This window comes from Solwaraspora sp. WMMA2080, assembly GCF_027497395.1.
GTDB lineage: Bacteria > Actinomycetota > Actinomycetes > Mycobacteriales > Micromonosporaceae > Micromonospora_E.
Map to the genome: position 1 here is coordinate 1,687,692 of NZ_CP114910.1, position 15,464 is coordinate 1,703,155.

The window sequence follows — 15,464 nt, forward strand, 5'->3', positions numbered from 1 at the left end:
GGCTAGGTCTTGTTGACAGACCTAGCAACCGACTGCCAGGCTGCGTCCATGACACAGACTCAGCAGCCGGCGCCGGACGCGGCGCAGCGCAGCCGCACCTTCTCGTGGACCGACCCCGCCACGGTGCGGTTGGCGGCGTTGAACGGCCTCGACGGGCTGGGCCAACTGCAGGCGATGGCCTCCGGTGAGATTCCCGCCCCGCCGGTGATGGTGATGCTGGGCCTCGAAGGCTTGGAGCCCGAGCACGGCCGGGTGGTCACCGTGCTGACCCCGCAGGAGTTCCACTACAACGCCCTGGGCACGGTGCACGGTGGCATCATCTCGACGTTGCTGGACACCGCGGCCGGCTGCGCGGTGCACTCGGTGCTGCCGGCCGGGACGAGCTACACCTCGATCGACCTGAACGTGAAGTTCCTGCGCCCGGTGACGCTCGCCTCGGGCACGCTGCGCTGCGAGGGCACCGTGGTGCAGCGCGGTCGGCGCACCGCGTACGCCGAGGCGAAGCTGACCGACGCCGCCGGCCGGCTGACCGCCCACGCCACCTCGTCCTGCCTGCTGTTCGAGCTGCCACCGACCAGCTGACGACAGGTCCGGCCGACCGGTGCCGGCCGGGTCACACCGACAGCAGTTGGCGGACCGACTCGTCGCGCAGGTCCGCCTTGTCGCCGGCCCGGACCACCTCGCCGGCGTCGAGGATGACGAACCGGTCGGCCAGCCGCAGCGCCAGTTCGAGGTACTGCTCGACCAGTAGGATCGCCAGCCCGGCCTCGGTGTGCAGCCGTTCGATCGCCTCCTCGATCTCGATGATGATCGACGGCTGGATGCCTTCGGTCGGTTCGTCGAGCAGCAGCATCTTCGGCCGGGTGACCAGGGCACGGGCGATCGCCAACTGCTGCTGCTGGCCACCGGAGAGGAACCCGGCCCGGCGGCGCAGCAGCCCGCGCAGCGCCGGGAACAGGTCCAGCGCCTCGTCGACCGCGACCTTGTCGGTCCGGGCCGCCTCGACCGCCACCTGCAGGTTCTCGGCGACGGTCAGCTGTGGGAACGTCTCGTGGCCCTGCGGGACGTAGCCGAGCCCGAGCCGCACCCGTTCGTGGGTACGCAGCCTGGTGATGTCGCGGCCGTCGAAGGTCACCCGGCCGGACCGCACCGGCAGCACCCCGGTGATCGCCTTCAGCAGGGTGGTCTTGCCGACCCCGTTGCGGCCCATCACGCAGACCAGCGACCCGGCCGGGGCCTGCAGGTCGACCCCGAACAGCACCTGGGCCCGGCCGTACGCGACGTCGAGCGACTCGACGGTCAACATGGCACTCACGACGACGCCTCCTCAGCGGCTGACGGTCCGGCAGCGGTCGACGGGACGGAAACAGCCGACGGTACGGCGGGTTCGGCACCCTCCTCACCGGAGCGCCCCAGGTAGACCTGCTGCACGCGCGGGTCGGCCTGCACCTGAGCAACGGTGCCCTCGCAGAGCAGTCGGCCCTCGTGCAGCACGGTGACGGTGCTGGCGAACCGGCGCAGGAACTCCATGTCGTGTTCGATCACCATCACCGTGTGGTCCTTGGCGACCTCGCGCAGCAGCTCACCGGTGCGGTCCCGCTCGCTGCGGCTCATCCCGGCCACCGGCTCGTCGAGCAGCAGCAGACTGGGCTGCTGCACGATCAGCATGCCGATCTCGAGCCACTGCCGCTGCCCGTGGGAGAGCACCCCGGCCGGCCGGTACGCCAGGTCGGCAAGACCGGTGGTGTCCAGCGCCCGGGATACCTGGTCGGAGACACCGCGCCGGCGGCGCAGCAGGCCGACCATCCGCCGGCGGAAGCTGGCCGCCAGGTCGAGGTTCTCCAGCACGGTGAGTTGCTCGAACACCACCGACGTCTGGAAGGTCCGGCCGATGCCGAGCCGGACGATCCGGTGCTCACGGCGGCCGACCAGCTCCTGGCCGTTGAACCGCACCGAGCCGGACGCCGGCCGGGTCCGGCCGGTGACCACGTCGATCAGGGTGGTCTTGCCGGCACCGTTGGGGCCGATCAGGAAGCGCAGCTCCCCCGGCTCGACGGTCAGGTCGAGGCCGCTGATCGCCCGGAAGCCGTCGAAGACGACGTCGAGGCCGCGTACCTCCAGCTTGCCGCTCATGGTTTCGCACCCCCGACCCGGTGCCGCACCGCCGCCCAGCCGTCGGCGAGCAGCCCGGCGAGGCCGCGCGGCGCCCACATCATCACCGCGATGAACAGGCCGCCGAGCAGGTAGAGCCAGCCGGACGGCCACTGTTCGCTGAGCACCGTACTGCCGTAGTTGAACAGGATCGCCCCGCCGACCGCACCGACCAGCGAGAACCGCCCGCCGATGGCGACCGCGACCAGCATCTCGATGGACGGTACGACGCCGAGGTCGGCCGGGCCGAGGATGCCGACCACCGGCACGAACAGCGCGCCGGCGATCCCGGCCATGGCCGCCGACAGCGCGTACACGATGGTCTTCACCACGGCCGGGTCGTAGCCGAGGAAGCGGACCCGGTCCTCACCGTCGCGGATGGCGACCAGCAGCTTGCCGAACCGGCTGTGGGTGAGCTGCCAGGCGGCGAGGAAGACCAGGGCGAGCGCGCCGACCGCGACGTAGTAGACGATCCGTTTCTGCGTCGGGTCGTACAGGTCGAGGCCGAAGAAGAACTGCACGTTGGTCAGGCCGTTGGTGCCGCCGGTGAGGCCCTGCTGGCCGACCAGCAGGATCACGAACGCGGCGGCCAGGGCCTGGGACAGTACGGCGAAGTAGGCACCGCGCACCCGTTGGCGAAACACCAGGGTGCCCAGGATCAGCGCCACCACGGTGGGCAGCACGACCACCATGACCAGGGCGAACGCCGGGCTGCGGAACGGCCCCCAGATGGCCGGTAGGGTCTCCACCCCGCTCCACACCATGAAGTCGGGCAGGTTGCCCTCGCCGGCGTCGGCGAGTTTGAGGTGCATGCCCATCGCGTAGCCGCCGAGGCCGAAGAACACGCCCTGGCCGAGGGTCAGCATGCCGCCGCGCCCCCAGGCCAGGTAGATGCCGACCGCGACGATCGCGTAGCAGAGGTACTTGGCGAGCAGGTCGAGCCGGAACGGGCTGAGCACCAGCGGTGCCACCAGCAGCAGCACTCCGACGGCGACGAAACCGACCGGTCCGGGCCAGCGGGTGGCCGGCCGGGCCCCGTTGGCGGGGGTGGTCGTCCGGGCGGCGTTCATGTCAGCGCCCGGGAACGGAGGACGAACATGCCCTGCGGACGGAACTGGAGGAAGGCCACGATCACTGCGAAGACCACCACCTTGGCCAGGCTCGCATCGGTCCAGAATTCGACGAAGCTGTTGATCGCGCCGAGGGCGACCGCCGCGATCACCGCCCCGCGCAGCTGTCCGAGTCCCCCGGCGACGACGACGAGGAACGCGTCCACGATGTAGTAGGTGCCCAGCGACGGCCCGACCGGGCCGATCAGGGTCAGCGCCACCCCGGCGACACCGGCCAGGCCGGAGCCGATGAAGAAGGTGAGCTGGTCGACCCGCTGGGTGGCCACCCCGGTCACCGCGGCCAGCTCGCGGTTCTGCATCACCGCCCGCATCCGCCGGCCGTACGACAGTTTGCTGAGGTAGAGCGAGATCGCCACCACGCAGCCGACCGCGAGTGCCATGATGAAGATCCGGTTGTACGGCAGCTGTACGCCGGCCACGTCAAGCCCGCCGGTGAGCCAGCCGGGTGCGGTGACCTGCACGTTGGGCGCGCCGAAGATGTCCCGGGCCAGTTGCTGCAGGATCAGGCTGACGCCGAAGGTGAGCAGCAGGGTGTCCAGCGGCCGGCCGTAGAACCGCCGGATCACCAGGCGTTCCAGGATCAGACCCATGGTGCCGGCGATGAGGAACGCGACCGGCAGGGCGGCCGGGACGGCCTGCGCCCCGACCAGCCCCTGCATCATGTACGCGGTGTAGGCGCCCGCCAGGATGAACTCCCCGTGGGCCATGTTGATGACGCCCATCTGTCCGAAGGTGAACGTCAGTCCCAGCGCGATCAGGAGCAGCACCGCTCCGATGCTCGCGCCGATGACCAGTTGGTTGAGTACCGCCATGGCGGGCACCTCCCTCCGCTTGTTACTAGCCTGTTACGACAGGCCTTCGGCCCAGTCGTAGCCGGTCAGGTACGGGTCCGGCTTGATCGGTTCGCCGGAGTTCCACACCTCCTGGATCTGGCCGTCGGGCTGCACCACGCCGATCCGGGCCGTCTTGTAGACGTGCTGGTTGTCGCCGTCGATGGTGACCGTGCCCTCCGGTGCCTCGATGCTGATCCCGCCGGCGGCCTCCTTGACCGCCTCGACGTCGGTGCTGCCGGCCGCTTCGACCGCCGCCGCCCACAGGTAGACCGCGTTGTAGCCGGCCTCCATCGGGTCGGAGGTGACCTTCTCCGCCCCGTACTCGGCCTTGAAGGCCTCGACGAAGGCGGTGTTCCGCTCGCCTTCGGTGGTCTGGTAGTAGTTCCAGGCCACCAGGTGGCCGGCGACGTTGTCCGGGCCGATGCCGACGACCTCCTCCTCGGCGACGCTGACCGACACGGTCGGCATCGTCTCGGCGGTGACTCCGACGCTGGTCAACTGCTTGAAGAAGGCGACGTTGCTGTCGCCGTTGAGGGTGTTGAACACCGCGTCGGGCTGGGCCTGCTGCAGCTTGTTGACCACGGTGCTGTACTCGGTGTGGCCCAGCGGCGTGTACTCCTCGCCGACGATCTGCATGCCGTTGGCCTCGGCGTACGCGGTGATGATCTTGTTAGCGGTACGCGGGAAGACGTAGTCGCTGCCGACCAGGAAGACCGTCTTGTGCCCCTGCTCGGCGAGGTAGTCCAGGGCCGGGACGATCTGCTGGTTGGTGGTGGCACCGGTGTAGAAGATGTACTCCGAGCTCTCCAGCCCTTCGTACTGCACCGGGTACCACAACAGCGCCTTGTTGCGCTCGAAGACCGGCAGCATCGCCTTGCGGCTGGCCGACGTCCAGCCACCGAAGACGGTGGCGACCTTGTCCTGGGATATGAGCTTCTGCGCCTTCTCGGCGAAGGTGGGCCAGTCCGAGGCACCGTCCTCGACGACGGGTTCGATCTGCTTGCCCAGCACGCCACCGGCGGCGTTGATCTCCTCGATCGCGAGCAACTCTGCGTCGCGTACGGTGACCTCACTGATCGCCATGGTGCCGCTCAGCGAGTGCAGGATACCGACCTTGATGGTGTCGGAGTCACCGCCGCCACCGGCCGAGGACGTGGGGTCCTCCGCACAGGCGGTCGCGGCAACCAATGTCGACAGTATACAGAGTGCGGCGAGGCCGCCCCGGAAGCGTCGTGGCATCCAACTCCCCTTCAGCCGAAGTCGTGGTGCCACGAAACGTAGGTACGCCGGGTTTCACGAATCTCGACCCATCGATTTCCAACGCGTTAAGCCCGTCTCACAACGAACCTGAACGGCTGTGCGGTCGCTAGATCGGACGGACACGGTGGACGGACCACATACGACGAAGGTCCCGTGGCCGACCAGCCACGGGACCCGCACTCATCGTTCCTGAAGCGCCGCGACGGCACTTACCGGCCGCGGGCGCGCCGCTCCTCCCGCCGGGCCTCGAACCGGGACGCGGCGGTGTCCAGTTGAGTCATCTGCGCGGCGATCTGGTCACGGGCCGACTCGCCGTCGGCGTCCAGCCCGGTGACATTCCAGATGTCCCACTGGCGCAGCACCGGCGCGAGCACCTCGTCGCGGTGCTGACGCAGGTCGTAGATGCCGGCCATGGCGATCGCCACCGACTTGCGGGCGAAGCCCTCGATGCCCACGCCCGGCATCTGGAAGTCGGCGACCACGTCGGCCACCGCCCGCATCGCCTGACTCGGCGCCAGCTCGAACGCCGCGCCGAGCAGGTTTCGGTAGAACATCATGTGCAGGTTCTCGTCAGCGGCGACCCGGGCCAGCAACCGCTCGCAGAGCGGGTCACCGGTGGCCCGACCGGTGTTGCGGTGCGAGATCCGGGTAGCCAGCTCCTGGAACGACACGTACGCCAGCGAGTGCAGCACCTCGTCGTCGTGCTGGTTGGCGTACCCGTTGGACATGTGCACCATCCGGGCCCGCTCCAGCGCGACCGGATCGACCGCCCGGGTGACGGTCAGGTAGTCCCGGATGGCGGTGCCGTGCCGGCCCTCCTCGGCGGTCCACCGGTGCACCCAGGTGCCCCAGGCACCGTCGCGACCGAACAGGGTGGCGATCTCGCGGTGGTACGAGGGCAGGTTGTCCTCGGTGAGCAGGTTGACGATCAGCGCGGTACGGGCGACGTCCGGGATCTGCGAGTCCTCCGGCGACCACGGTTCGCCGCCGAGCAGGCCGTCGAAGGTCCGCCCGTCGCTCCACGGCACGTACTCGTGCGGGAACCACTCCTTGGCCAGGCCGAGGTGCCGGTCAAGGTTCTCGGCGACCACCGGTTCGAGCTCGACGAGCAGCGCGGTCTGGGACATCGGGGTGGTGGCGGCGACGGTCAACGACGTTCTCCCTACCGGGGTAACCTACGACAGCGTAACTTACGCAACCGTAGGTTATGTCGGGCCGCACCGCCACTTTCCCGGATGATCTTTGCGGCAATCGCCGCCGTATGTCCGCTATGTCGACCAGGCAAGTCGCCATCGGCCGCGTCACTGTCAGCCGGTCACCGTCGGCTGGAGGTCCGCCGACGGCGGTGACCAGGCGTCCGCGGCCGCCGGCACCTGATCCCCCGAGCGGATGTCCTTGACACTGTCCGACTCACCGTCGACCCCGAGGAACCAGACGTACGGGATGTCGCGGCGCTGCGCGTACCGGATCTGCTTGCCGAACTTGGCAGCCGACGGTGACACCTCGGTGGCGATCCCCCGCCGACGCAGCGCGTCGGCCACCCGGTTGCCAGCCGGCCGGCCAGACTCGGCCGGCAACGCCACCAGCACGCAGGTCGGCACCGGCCGGGAGATCGCCAACGCGTCGGCGCCGAACAGCAGCCCCAGCAGCCGGGACACCCCGATCGAGATCCCGACGCCCGGGAAGCGGTCCGCGCCGGCCGAGGCGAGATCGTCGTAGCGGCCACCCGAGCAGATCGAGCCGAACCGCTCGTACCCCTGTAGCTGGGTCTCGTAGACCGTACCGGTGTAGTAGTCCAGACCCCGGGCGATCCGCAGGTCTGCCACGCACAGGCCGGGCGAGTGCGCGGCGGCCGTCTCCAGCACCGCCACAAGCTCGGTGAGCCCTTCGTCGAGCAGCGGGTGCTCAACGCCGAGACCACGCACCGCGTCGGCGACCGAGGCGTCCGGCGCCGAGATCTCCGCCAGCGACAGGCAGGCCTTGGCCTGGCTGTCGCTGGCACCGGCCGTCTCGGCCAGCAGCTCGGCCACCCGCTGCGGGCCGACCTTGTCCAGCTTGTCGATCGCCCGCAGCGCCGCATCCGGATCGGTCAACCCGATCCCCCGGTAGAAGCCTTCGCAGACCTTGCGGTTGTTGACCTGGATCCGCACCGGCGGGATCGGCAGACTCGCCAGCGCGTCCCCGATGACCAGCGGCAGCTCCGCCTCGTGGTGCGGGGCCAGCTCGTCGCGGTCAACGATGTCGATGTCGGCCTGCAGGAACTCCCGGTAGCGGCCCTCCTGCGGCCGCTCCCCCCGCCACACCTTCTGGATCTGGTAGCGGCGGAACGGGAACTGCAGCTTGCCGGCGTTCTCCAGCACGTAGCGGGCGAACGGCACGGTCAGATCGAAGTGCAGCCCGAGGGCGTCGTCACCGACCTCGGCACCCGGCTCGGCCTGCAACCGGCGCAGCAGGTAGACCTCCTTGGAGGTCTCCCCCTTGCGCAGCAGCTGGTCCAGCGGCTCCACCGCGCGGGTCTCCAGCGGGGCGAAGCCGTACAGCTCGAAGGTGTGCCGCAGCCGGTCGATGACGTACTGCTCGATCATCCGCTGCGGGGGCGACCACTCCGGGAAGCCGGAGATCGGCCTGGGCTTGCTCATCGGTACATCCTCGTCGTCACAGTCCGGTACGGCGGGCCGGCACGGCGTTGCCGCTGCCGGCGGCCTCGTGCAGATAGGGGTTGCTCACACGCTCCCGGCCGATGGTGGTGGCCGGACCGTGGCCGGGCAGCACCACGGTGTCGTCGGCCAACGGCAGCACCTTGTCCCGCAGGCTGGTCATCATCGTCGCCATGCTGCCACCGGGCAGGTCGGTGCGGCCGATCGAACCGGCGAACAGCACGTCGCCGGAGAGACAGACCTGCTCGGCCTCCCAGGGCGAGTCTGCGCCGGGCAGCCGGAACAGCACCGAACCGCCGGTGTGGCCAGGGGCATGGTCGACGCTGATCTCCAACCCGGCCAGCGTCAGCGTGGCGCCGTCGGTCAGCTCGGCGACGTCGTCCGGTTCGCTGTACGGCAGCCGGCCGCCGAACATCGCCGCCAGGTCCGTCGACAGGCCTTTCGCCGGGTCGGCCAGCATCTCCCGGTCACCCGGATGCACGTACGCGGTGATGCCACGCGTGCCGCAGACCGGCGCGACCGAGAAGGTGTGGTCGAGATGGCCGTGGGTGAGCAGCACCGCCGCCGGATGCAGCCGGTGCTCGGCCAGCACCTGGTCCAGGTCGTCGAGCACCCCGATGCCGGGGTCGACGACGACGCACTGCTCGCCCGGCCCGGCGGCCACCACGTAGCAGTTGGTGCCGAACGCCTGCGCCGGGAAGCCGGTGATGAGCACGCCTCTCCTCTCCGTCGGCCGGCCCGCGCGGGCCGCCGGAATCGTCTCCGGGTCGAGCCTAGCCGCCGCGACACGCGGGGCCGCCGTGGCACACCTGCCGGCCCCACCCAGTCCGCGACGGCAGCGATGATCTCCAATTGGATACAGAGCGGACCTCGTACAACAATTTCCCAGCCGATACCCGTACACTCTTGCGGGCGTGTGGCGTGGCGCACCGCAAAGGCGCCCGGGTCCGGCACGCCCTCCGCAGGACACGTACCGACCCGCCGCACGGCGCAGGGATGATCAGGAAAGGGGAGCGCGGGTGGCCTCCAGTAGGGACCGGCAGCGCAAGTTGGCGCGGGCGAAGCTTGACCGGCAGATGGCCCGGCGTGCCGCCGCGGCCCGGCGCAAGCGGCGGATCCGCGCCGGCGTGGGCGCCGGCCTCGCGCTGCTGCTCATCGCCGGCGGCTCGGCCTGGGCGCTCGGCGCCTTCGACGGCGAGCCGGAGACCCCGGAGGCTGCGGGCATCTGCACCTGGACCCCGCAGGACCCGGCCGCCAACAGCAACCTCACCGACGTCGGCATGCCGGAAACCACCGACCCGCCGAACCAGGGGGTCCAGCCGATGACGATCACCACCAACCAGGGCGAGCCGATCACCGTCGAGCTCGACCTCGCCGCCGCGCCATGCGCCGCCGCCAACTTCGCCCACCTGGCCAGCCGCAACTTCTTCGACGACACGACCTGCCACGAGATCACCGACGAGGGCGCGATCCTGTGCGGCGACCCGAGCGGCACCGGACAGGGCGGGCCGACGTACTCGTACTTCAGCGAGAACGTGCCGGTCTCGCCGCAGCTGGACCCGTCGGCCGACCCGACGGAGGCGCTGGCCGACCATCCGCCGCTCTACCCGGCCGGCACGGTCGCTGCGGTCGGCGTGCCGCAGGGCACCAACGGGAGCCAGTTCAAGATCTTCTTCGAGGACTACACCACCGAGTTCCCCTCGTACCCGATCATCGGGAAGGTGACCTCGGGGATGGACACGGTCGAGGCGATCGGCGCTCTCGCACTGGTGAACAACGCCGCCGGCGCACCGGTGAAGCCGGAGACCGACGTGGTCATCCAGAGCCTGACCGTCGGCGAGCCGATCGGGGCCGACGAGACCGAGGCGACCCCGTCGACCGACCCGAGTGCCTCGGCACCGGCCACCACCGACCCGTCGGCCACCGAGCCGGACGCGGAGGGCACCGACGGCACCGCCGGCCAGTCCTGACCTGACCCAGACAACCCGAATCCAGGAGGATCCACCGTGACGTCGACCAGGGAGCGGCAGCGTGCCGCGGCTCGGGCCCGCCTCGAAAAGGAGATGGCCCAGCGCGCCGAGGCGGCCCGCAAGCGCCGCCAGTTGCAGGCCAGCATCGGTGCCGGCGTCGCCCTGCTGCTCGTGGCCGCGGGCACGGTGTGGCTGGTCGCCAGCCTCGGGGACGACGAGACCGAAACCACGCCCCAGGCCGACGGCGGCGACGCCGGCGTGACCTGCGTGTGGAACGAGATCCCCGTCGAGCAGCGCCGTGAGACGACCGTGGACGTCGGCGTTCCGCCGACCACCACGCCGCCGGACAGCGGCAGCCAGGTGATGACCCTGGACACCAGCTTCGGTGAGATCCAGGTGGAGATGGACCTGGCCGAGGTGCCGTGCACGGCGGCCAGCTTCAGTCACCTGGCCGGCCAGGGATTCTGGGACAACACCAAATGCCACCGGATGTTCCCCGGCATGCTGCAGTGCGGTGACCCGAGCGCCAGCGGCGAAGGCTACCGGGACACCGACGGCACCGGCGGGCCGAGCTACCAGTTCGCCAACGAGAACCTGCCGGTCGACGACCGGCCCGCCTACCCCGCCGGGGTCGTGGCGATGGCCAACAGCGGCCCGGACACCAATGGCAGCCAGTTCTTCTTCATCTACCAGGACGTCGAGCTCAGCCCGGACTACACCGTGCTCGGCCGGGTCGTCGAGGGCCTCGACGTCATCCAGGAGGCCACCGAGGCCGGTCACGACGGTGCGTTCGAGCCGTCCCCCGGCGGCGGCCACCCCAACAACGACATTCTGATCAACTCGTTGACGGTGAGCGAGCCGCAGTAGTCCACCGGGCTCGGCGGCCGGCAACGCCGCCGAGCCCGCTGAGCCGGTACCAGTGCGCCAGGGCATTACCCGATGCCCTGGCGCCTTCTTGTCAGGTGCCGGAGGTGACCCGGTAGGCGTCGAAGACGCCGTCGACCTTGCGGACCGCGTTGAGCAGATGGCCAAGGTGCTTCGGGTCGGCCATCTCGAACGAGAAGCGGCTGACCGCCACCCGGTCCCGGGTGGTGGTCACGGTCGCCGAGAGAATGTTCACCCGCTCCTCGGAGAGCACCCTGGTCACGTCAGCCAGCAGCTTGTGCCGGTCGAGCGCCTCAACCTGGATGGCGACGAGGAACGTCGACGCCGAGGTCAACTTCCAGGTGACCTCGACCAGCCGTTCCTGTTGCGCCTTGAGCTCGGCCGCATTGAAGCAGTCGTCGCGGTGCACGCTGACGCCGCCGGACCGGGTGACGAAGCCGAACACCGTGTCCGGCGGGACCGGGGTACAGCAGCGGGCCAGTTTGATCCAGACGTCGGTGACCCCGCGTACCACCACGCCGGGGTCGGCGCCGTTGTGCCGTGCCCGGGGCGGGCGGGTTGCGACGGCCGACTCGGCCAGGTCCTCGGCGGCCCCTTCCTCGCCGCCGAGGCTGACCATCAGCCGCTGCACCACCGACTGCGCGGACACCTGGCTGTCGCCGACCGCCGCGTACAGCGCGGCGACGTCGGCCAGGTGCAGGTCGCGGGCGATCGCCATCAGCGAGTCCGTGGTGAGCATCCGCTGCAACGGCATGCCCTGCTTGCGCATCGCCTTGGCGATCGCGTCCTTGCCCGTCTCGATTGCCTCCTCGCGGCGTTCCTTGTTGAAGTACTGCCGGATCTTGGTGCGGGCCCGAGGGCTCTTGACGAAGCCCAGCCAGTCCTGGGTCGGGCCGGCGGTCGCCGACTTGGAGGTGAAGATCTCGATGACGTCGCCGTTGGACAGCGTCGATTCCAATGGCACCAGCTTGCCGTTGACCCGCGCCCCGATGCACTTGTGCCCCACCTCGGTGTGCACGGCGTAGGCGAAGTCGACCGGGGTGGAACTGGTGGGCAGCGGGATCACGTCGCCCTTGGGGGTGAAGACGTAAACCTCCTGGCTGGACAGGTCGAAGCGCAGCGCGTCGAGGAACTCGCTCGGATCGCTCGCCTCCCGCTGCCAGTCGAGCAGTTGCCGCAGCCAGGTCATCTCGTCGATGTGCGCCGGCGGGCCGACGACGGTGGCGCCCTTCTGCTCCTTGTACTTCCAGTGCGCGGCGATGCCGAACTCGGCGGTACGGTGCATCGCGTAGGTGCGGATCTGCATCTCCACCGGCTTGCCGGTGGGCCCGATCACCGTGGTGTGCAGCGACTGGTACATGTTGAACTTCGGCATCGCGATGTAGTCCTTGAACCGGCCGGGGACCGGCTGCCAGTTCGCGTGGATCACGCCGAGCGCCGCGTAGCAGTCGCGGACCGTGTCGACCAGGATGCGTACGCCGACCAGGTCGTAGATGTCGTTGAAGTCCCGCCCCCGGACAATCATCTTCTGGTAGATCGAGTAGAGGTGCTTCGGCCGGCCGGTGACCTCCGCCCTGACCTTCGCGGCGCGCAGGTCGACCTGCACCTTCTGGGTCACCTTGCGCAGCTGGGTGTCGCGCTGCGGCTGGTGTTCCCCGATCAGCCGGTTGATCTCCTCGTACCGTTTCGGGAACAGCGTGCCGAATGCCAGATCCTCCAGCTCCCACTTGACGGTGTTCATACCGAGCCGGTGGGCCAGCGGCGCCAGGATCTCCAGGGTCTCCTTGGCCTTCTGCTCCTGCTTCGCCTTGGGCAGGAAGGTCAGCGTCCGCATGTTGTGCAGCCGGTCGGCGAGCTTGATCACCAGGACCCGGGGGTCCTTCGCCATCGCCACCACCATCTTGCGGATGGTCTCGGCCTTGGCCGCGTCGCCCAGCTTGACCCGGTCGAGCTTGGTGACCCCGTCGACCAGCAGCGCCACCTCACCACCGAAGTCGGCGCGCATCTCGTCGAGGGTGTAATCAGTGTCCTCGATCGTGTCGTGCAGCAGCGCGGCGACCAGCGTCGTGGTGTCCATGCCGAGATTGGCGAGGATGGTGGCAACCGCCAACGGATGCGTGATGTACGGATCGCCGGACTTGCGGTACTGCCCGGAGTGCCACTTGGAGGCCATCTCGAAGGCCCGCTGCAGCACCCGTGGGTCGGCCTTCGGGTGGCTCTGCTGGTGGGTGGCGATCAGCGGTTCCAGCACCTCGGGGATGTGCGGCGCCTGCCAGGGCGCGTTGAACCGGGCCAGCCGGGCCCGTACCCGACGCCCGGTCGGCGCACCGTTGAACGCGAAACCAGTGCCGGCCGCGCCCGCGCCGGCGTGGTCGCCCGCACCGTTCGCCGCCGCAGCTGTCGCACCGTTCGCCGCCGGGGGTGCCGCGCTGCGGTCACCGGCGACGTCGGGGCCGCCCGGATTGACGGCAGAACCGGGTGCCTCGCCGTTGGTCACGCCCCCAGTGGGGTTGACCTCGCCAGTCGGATGCACAGTGCCCTCCATGGAAGGAGCGACGACGTCGGGGGACACCGGCCTCCCTCACCTCTGCCGGAACTCAGCCGACCGTATCGGGCTGAGCTGCTACCGCGCTAGCCAGGAGACAGCGCCCCTGACTGACAGGGACCGCAATATTACCCGTCCGGCCGGTGCTGCGCCCGGCGGCCGAGCTGCCCGTCGGCCGGCTCACACCCGCCACATGGCGTGCACCGACCGGGGCGCGAGCCGGTCCCGCCCGGCGAGGAATCCCAGCTCCAGCAGGACGGTGAAGCCGATCACCGTTCCCCCGGCCCGGTCGACCAGGTCCAGCGTGGCGGCGGCGGTTCCGCCGGTGGCCAGCACGTCGTCGACCACCAGGACCCGCTGACCGACCGTGAAGGCGTCCTGATGCACCTCCAGGACCGCCTCGCCGTACTCCAACGCGTACGAGGCGGAGAACGATGCCCGGGGCAGCTTGCCGGCCTTGCGGACCGGGACCACCCCGGTGCCGGTGGCGTACGCGATCGCCGCCGCCAGCACGAACCCACGCGCCTCGATGCCGGCGACCACGTCGAAGGAGTCCGCTCCGTGGTGGGCGATGATCCGGTCGGTGATCTCCCGGAACGCCGGCCCGTCGGCGAACAGCGGCATCAGGTCCTTGAATACGATGCCGGGTTTGGGGAAGTCCGGTACGTCGATCACCCGACTGGCCACCAACGCGGCCGTCTCGGCACCGCTGTCCCCGACGATCACTGCCTCGGTCTCCGTCACCTTCCGCCCTTTCCGTGCCGGGTGAGACCGGTGGTGTTCCGGCGGCGTGTCGCCGCCGGAACACCACCGAGGGAAATCGTCAGCGACGCTTCGCGCCGCTGGGGCGCTTGCGGCCCCCACCGCCGGGTCGGCCGCCACGACCGCCGCCGGACTGACGCTTGCCGGCCGGTCGGGCACCGGCCTTCGGCGCGGTGCCGGCCAGAGCGGCGTCCGCGGCGGGCTCGGTCTCGGCGGGCTCGTCGGCCGACGTTGTGGTCGAGGCACCGGCGCTGGTACGCGACCGCTTCGGTGCCTTGTCCCGCTCCGCCAGGGAGGACCGCTTGGCCTGCACCCGCTGGGTGTGCAGCTTGTACTTCGGCTCCTGCTCCTTGAGCACCGTCACCAGTGGCGAGGAGAAGAAGATCGACGCGAAGAAGGCCGCGCCCATACCGACGAACAGCACCAGACCGAGGTCCTTGAGGGTTCCGGCGCCGAGCAGCCCGGCACCGATGAACAGCAGCCCACCGACCGGCAGCAACGCGACGATCGACGTGTTGATCGACCGCATCAGGGTCTGGTTGACCGCGAGGTTGGCGGCCTCGCCGTAGGTCTGGCTGCTGCCGCCGGTGACGCCCCGGGTGTTCTCCTGGATCTTGTCGAAGACCACCACGACGTCGTAGAGGGCGAAGCCGAGAATGGTCAGGAAGCCGATGATCGTCGACGGGGTGACCTCGAAGCCGGAGGCCGAGTAGATGCCGGCGGTCAGCAGCAGGTCGAGCACCAGGCCGGCGACCGCCGCGATCGCCATCCGGTACTCGAACCGCAGCACCAGGTAGATGGTGACCAGCACCATGAAGACCAGCAGGCCGAGCAGCGCCCGCTGGGTGACCTGGCTACCCCAGGCACCGCTGACCCGGCTGTCGCTGATCGCCGCTTGCTCGATGTCGAGCCGCTCGGCGAGACCCTGCTTGAAGGCTTCGGTCTGCTCGGAGGTGAGCTCGGCGGTGCGGAACAGGTAGGTGGTGCCGCCGACCTCCTGGCCGGAGACCACCTCGAGCGGCTCCTCGGTGTCCAACTCGGCGAGCTCGGCGTCGAGGGCGTCCTCGGCCTGCAGCAGGGTGCCGACGCTCGCCGGCACCTGGAATTCGTTGCCGCCCCGGAAGTCGATGCCGAGGTTGAAGCCCCGGATCGAGAAGCTTGCGATCGACAGGACGACGACCACCGCGGCGATCACGAACCAGGTGTTACGCCGCTTGACGATCGGGAGGTTGGCCTCACCCCGGTAGAGGCGTCCAGCGAAACCGCTCATG

General features: G+C 69.7%; 14 protein-coding genes. 3 read left to right on the forward strand and 11 right to left on the reverse strand.

Features of this window, described 5'->3' with window-relative positions:
- The first annotated feature begins 48 nt into the window (after positions 1-48).
- Positions 49-582 carry a PaaI family thioesterase gene (locus O7543_RS07580; RefSeq protein ID WP_281554496.1) on the forward strand — a complete coding sequence of 178 codons (534 nt, stop codon included), beginning with the start codon at positions 49-51 and terminating at the stop codon, positions 580-582.
- 31 nt (positions 583-613) lie between these two features.
- Here the strand turns inward: O7543_RS07580 and urtE are convergent, their stop codons facing one another.
- The 8 genes from urtE to O7543_RS07620 all read right to left on the reverse strand — a co-directional run bounded on the left by urtE (position 614) and on the right by O7543_RS07620 (position 8,746).
- On the reverse strand, positions 614-1,306 hold the full coding sequence (gene urtE / locus O7543_RS07585; RefSeq protein WP_281555550.1) for an urea ABC transporter ATP-binding subunit UrtE: 693 nt from the start codon (positions 1,304-1,306) through the stop codon (positions 614-616).
- Between the two features lie 5 nt (positions 1,307-1,311).
- Positions 1,312-2,133 carry an urea ABC transporter ATP-binding protein UrtD gene (gene urtD, locus O7543_RS07590; RefSeq protein WP_281554495.1) on the reverse strand — a complete coding sequence of 274 codons (822 nt, stop codon included), beginning with the start codon at positions 2,131-2,133 and terminating at the stop codon, positions 1,312-1,314.
- Positions 2,130-3,221 carry an urea ABC transporter permease subunit UrtC gene (gene urtC, locus O7543_RS07595; protein ID WP_281554494.1) on the reverse strand — a complete coding sequence of 364 codons (1,092 nt, stop codon included), beginning with the start codon at positions 3,219-3,221 and terminating at the stop codon, positions 2,130-2,132. Before urtC ends, urtD begins: the two co-directional genes overlap by 4 nt.
- Positions 3,218-4,093, reverse strand: coding sequence for an urea ABC transporter permease subunit UrtB (gene urtB, locus O7543_RS07600; protein WP_281554493.1), 876 nt, complete (start codon positions 4,091-4,093; stop codon positions 3,218-3,220). Before urtB ends, urtC begins: the two co-directional genes overlap by 4 nt.
- 33 nt (positions 4,094-4,126) lie before the next feature.
- The gene (gene urtA / locus O7543_RS07605; RefSeq protein WP_281554492.1) at positions 4,127-5,302 is read right to left on the reverse strand and encodes an urea ABC transporter substrate-binding protein; all 1,176 of its coding nucleotides are present in this window, start codon (positions 5,300-5,302) and stop codon (positions 4,127-4,129) included.
- Positions 5,303-5,583: 281 nt separating this feature from the next.
- The gene (locus O7543_RS07610) at positions 5,584-6,501 is read right to left on the reverse strand and encodes an acyl-ACP desaturase (RefSeq protein ID WP_281555549.1); all 918 of its coding nucleotides are present in this window, start codon (positions 6,499-6,501) and stop codon (positions 5,584-5,586) included.
- 180 nt (positions 6,502-6,681) lie between these two features.
- Positions 6,682-8,013 (reverse strand): histidine--tRNA ligase, encoded by a 1,332-nt coding sequence (gene hisS, locus O7543_RS07615; RefSeq protein ID WP_281554491.1) that lies wholly within the window; start codon positions 8,011-8,013, stop codon positions 6,682-6,684.
- 16 nt (positions 8,014-8,029) lie between these two features.
- Entirely contained in the window at positions 8,030-8,746 is a 717-nt protein-coding gene (locus tag O7543_RS07620; RefSeq protein ID WP_281554490.1) for an MBL fold metallo-hydrolase, read from the reverse strand.
- A gap of 304 nt (positions 8,747-9,050) precedes the next feature.
- Between O7543_RS07620 and O7543_RS07625 the strand changes: the two genes are divergently transcribed.
- Both O7543_RS07625 and O7543_RS07630 read left to right on the forward strand, forming a co-directional pair.
- On the forward strand, positions 9,051-10,001 hold the full coding sequence (locus O7543_RS07625; protein ID WP_281554489.1) for a peptidylprolyl isomerase: 951 nt from the start codon (positions 9,051-9,053) through the stop codon (positions 9,999-10,001).
- A 36-nt stretch (positions 10,002-10,037) separates the two neighbouring features.
- Positions 10,038-10,868: a peptidylprolyl isomerase gene (locus O7543_RS07630; RefSeq protein WP_281554488.1), complete on the forward strand. Its 831-nt coding sequence runs from the start codon at positions 10,038-10,040 to the stop codon at positions 10,866-10,868.
- 91 nt (positions 10,869-10,959) lie between these two features.
- On the opposite strand, the gene O7543_RS07635 is transcribed toward O7543_RS07630, so the two are convergent.
- From O7543_RS07635 to secF, 3 genes are all read right to left on the reverse strand, one after another.
- On the reverse strand, positions 10,960-13,431 hold the full coding sequence (locus tag O7543_RS07635; RefSeq protein WP_281555548.1) for a bifunctional (p)ppGpp synthetase/guanosine-3',5'-bis(diphosphate) 3'-pyrophosphohydrolase: 2,472 nt from the start codon (positions 13,429-13,431) through the stop codon (positions 10,960-10,962).
- A 180-nt stretch (positions 13,432-13,611) separates the two neighbouring features.
- Positions 13,612-14,175 carry an adenine phosphoribosyltransferase gene (locus O7543_RS07640; protein ID WP_281554487.1) on the reverse strand — a complete coding sequence of 188 codons (564 nt, stop codon included), beginning with the start codon at positions 14,173-14,175 and terminating at the stop codon, positions 13,612-13,614.
- 79 nt (positions 14,176-14,254) lie between these two features.
- A complete protein-coding gene (gene secF, locus O7543_RS07645; protein ID WP_281554486.1) occupies positions 14,255-15,463 on the reverse strand; it encodes a protein translocase subunit SecF in 1,209 nt (402 codons plus the stop codon).
- Between the last annotated feature and the right edge of the window lies 1 nt (position 15,464).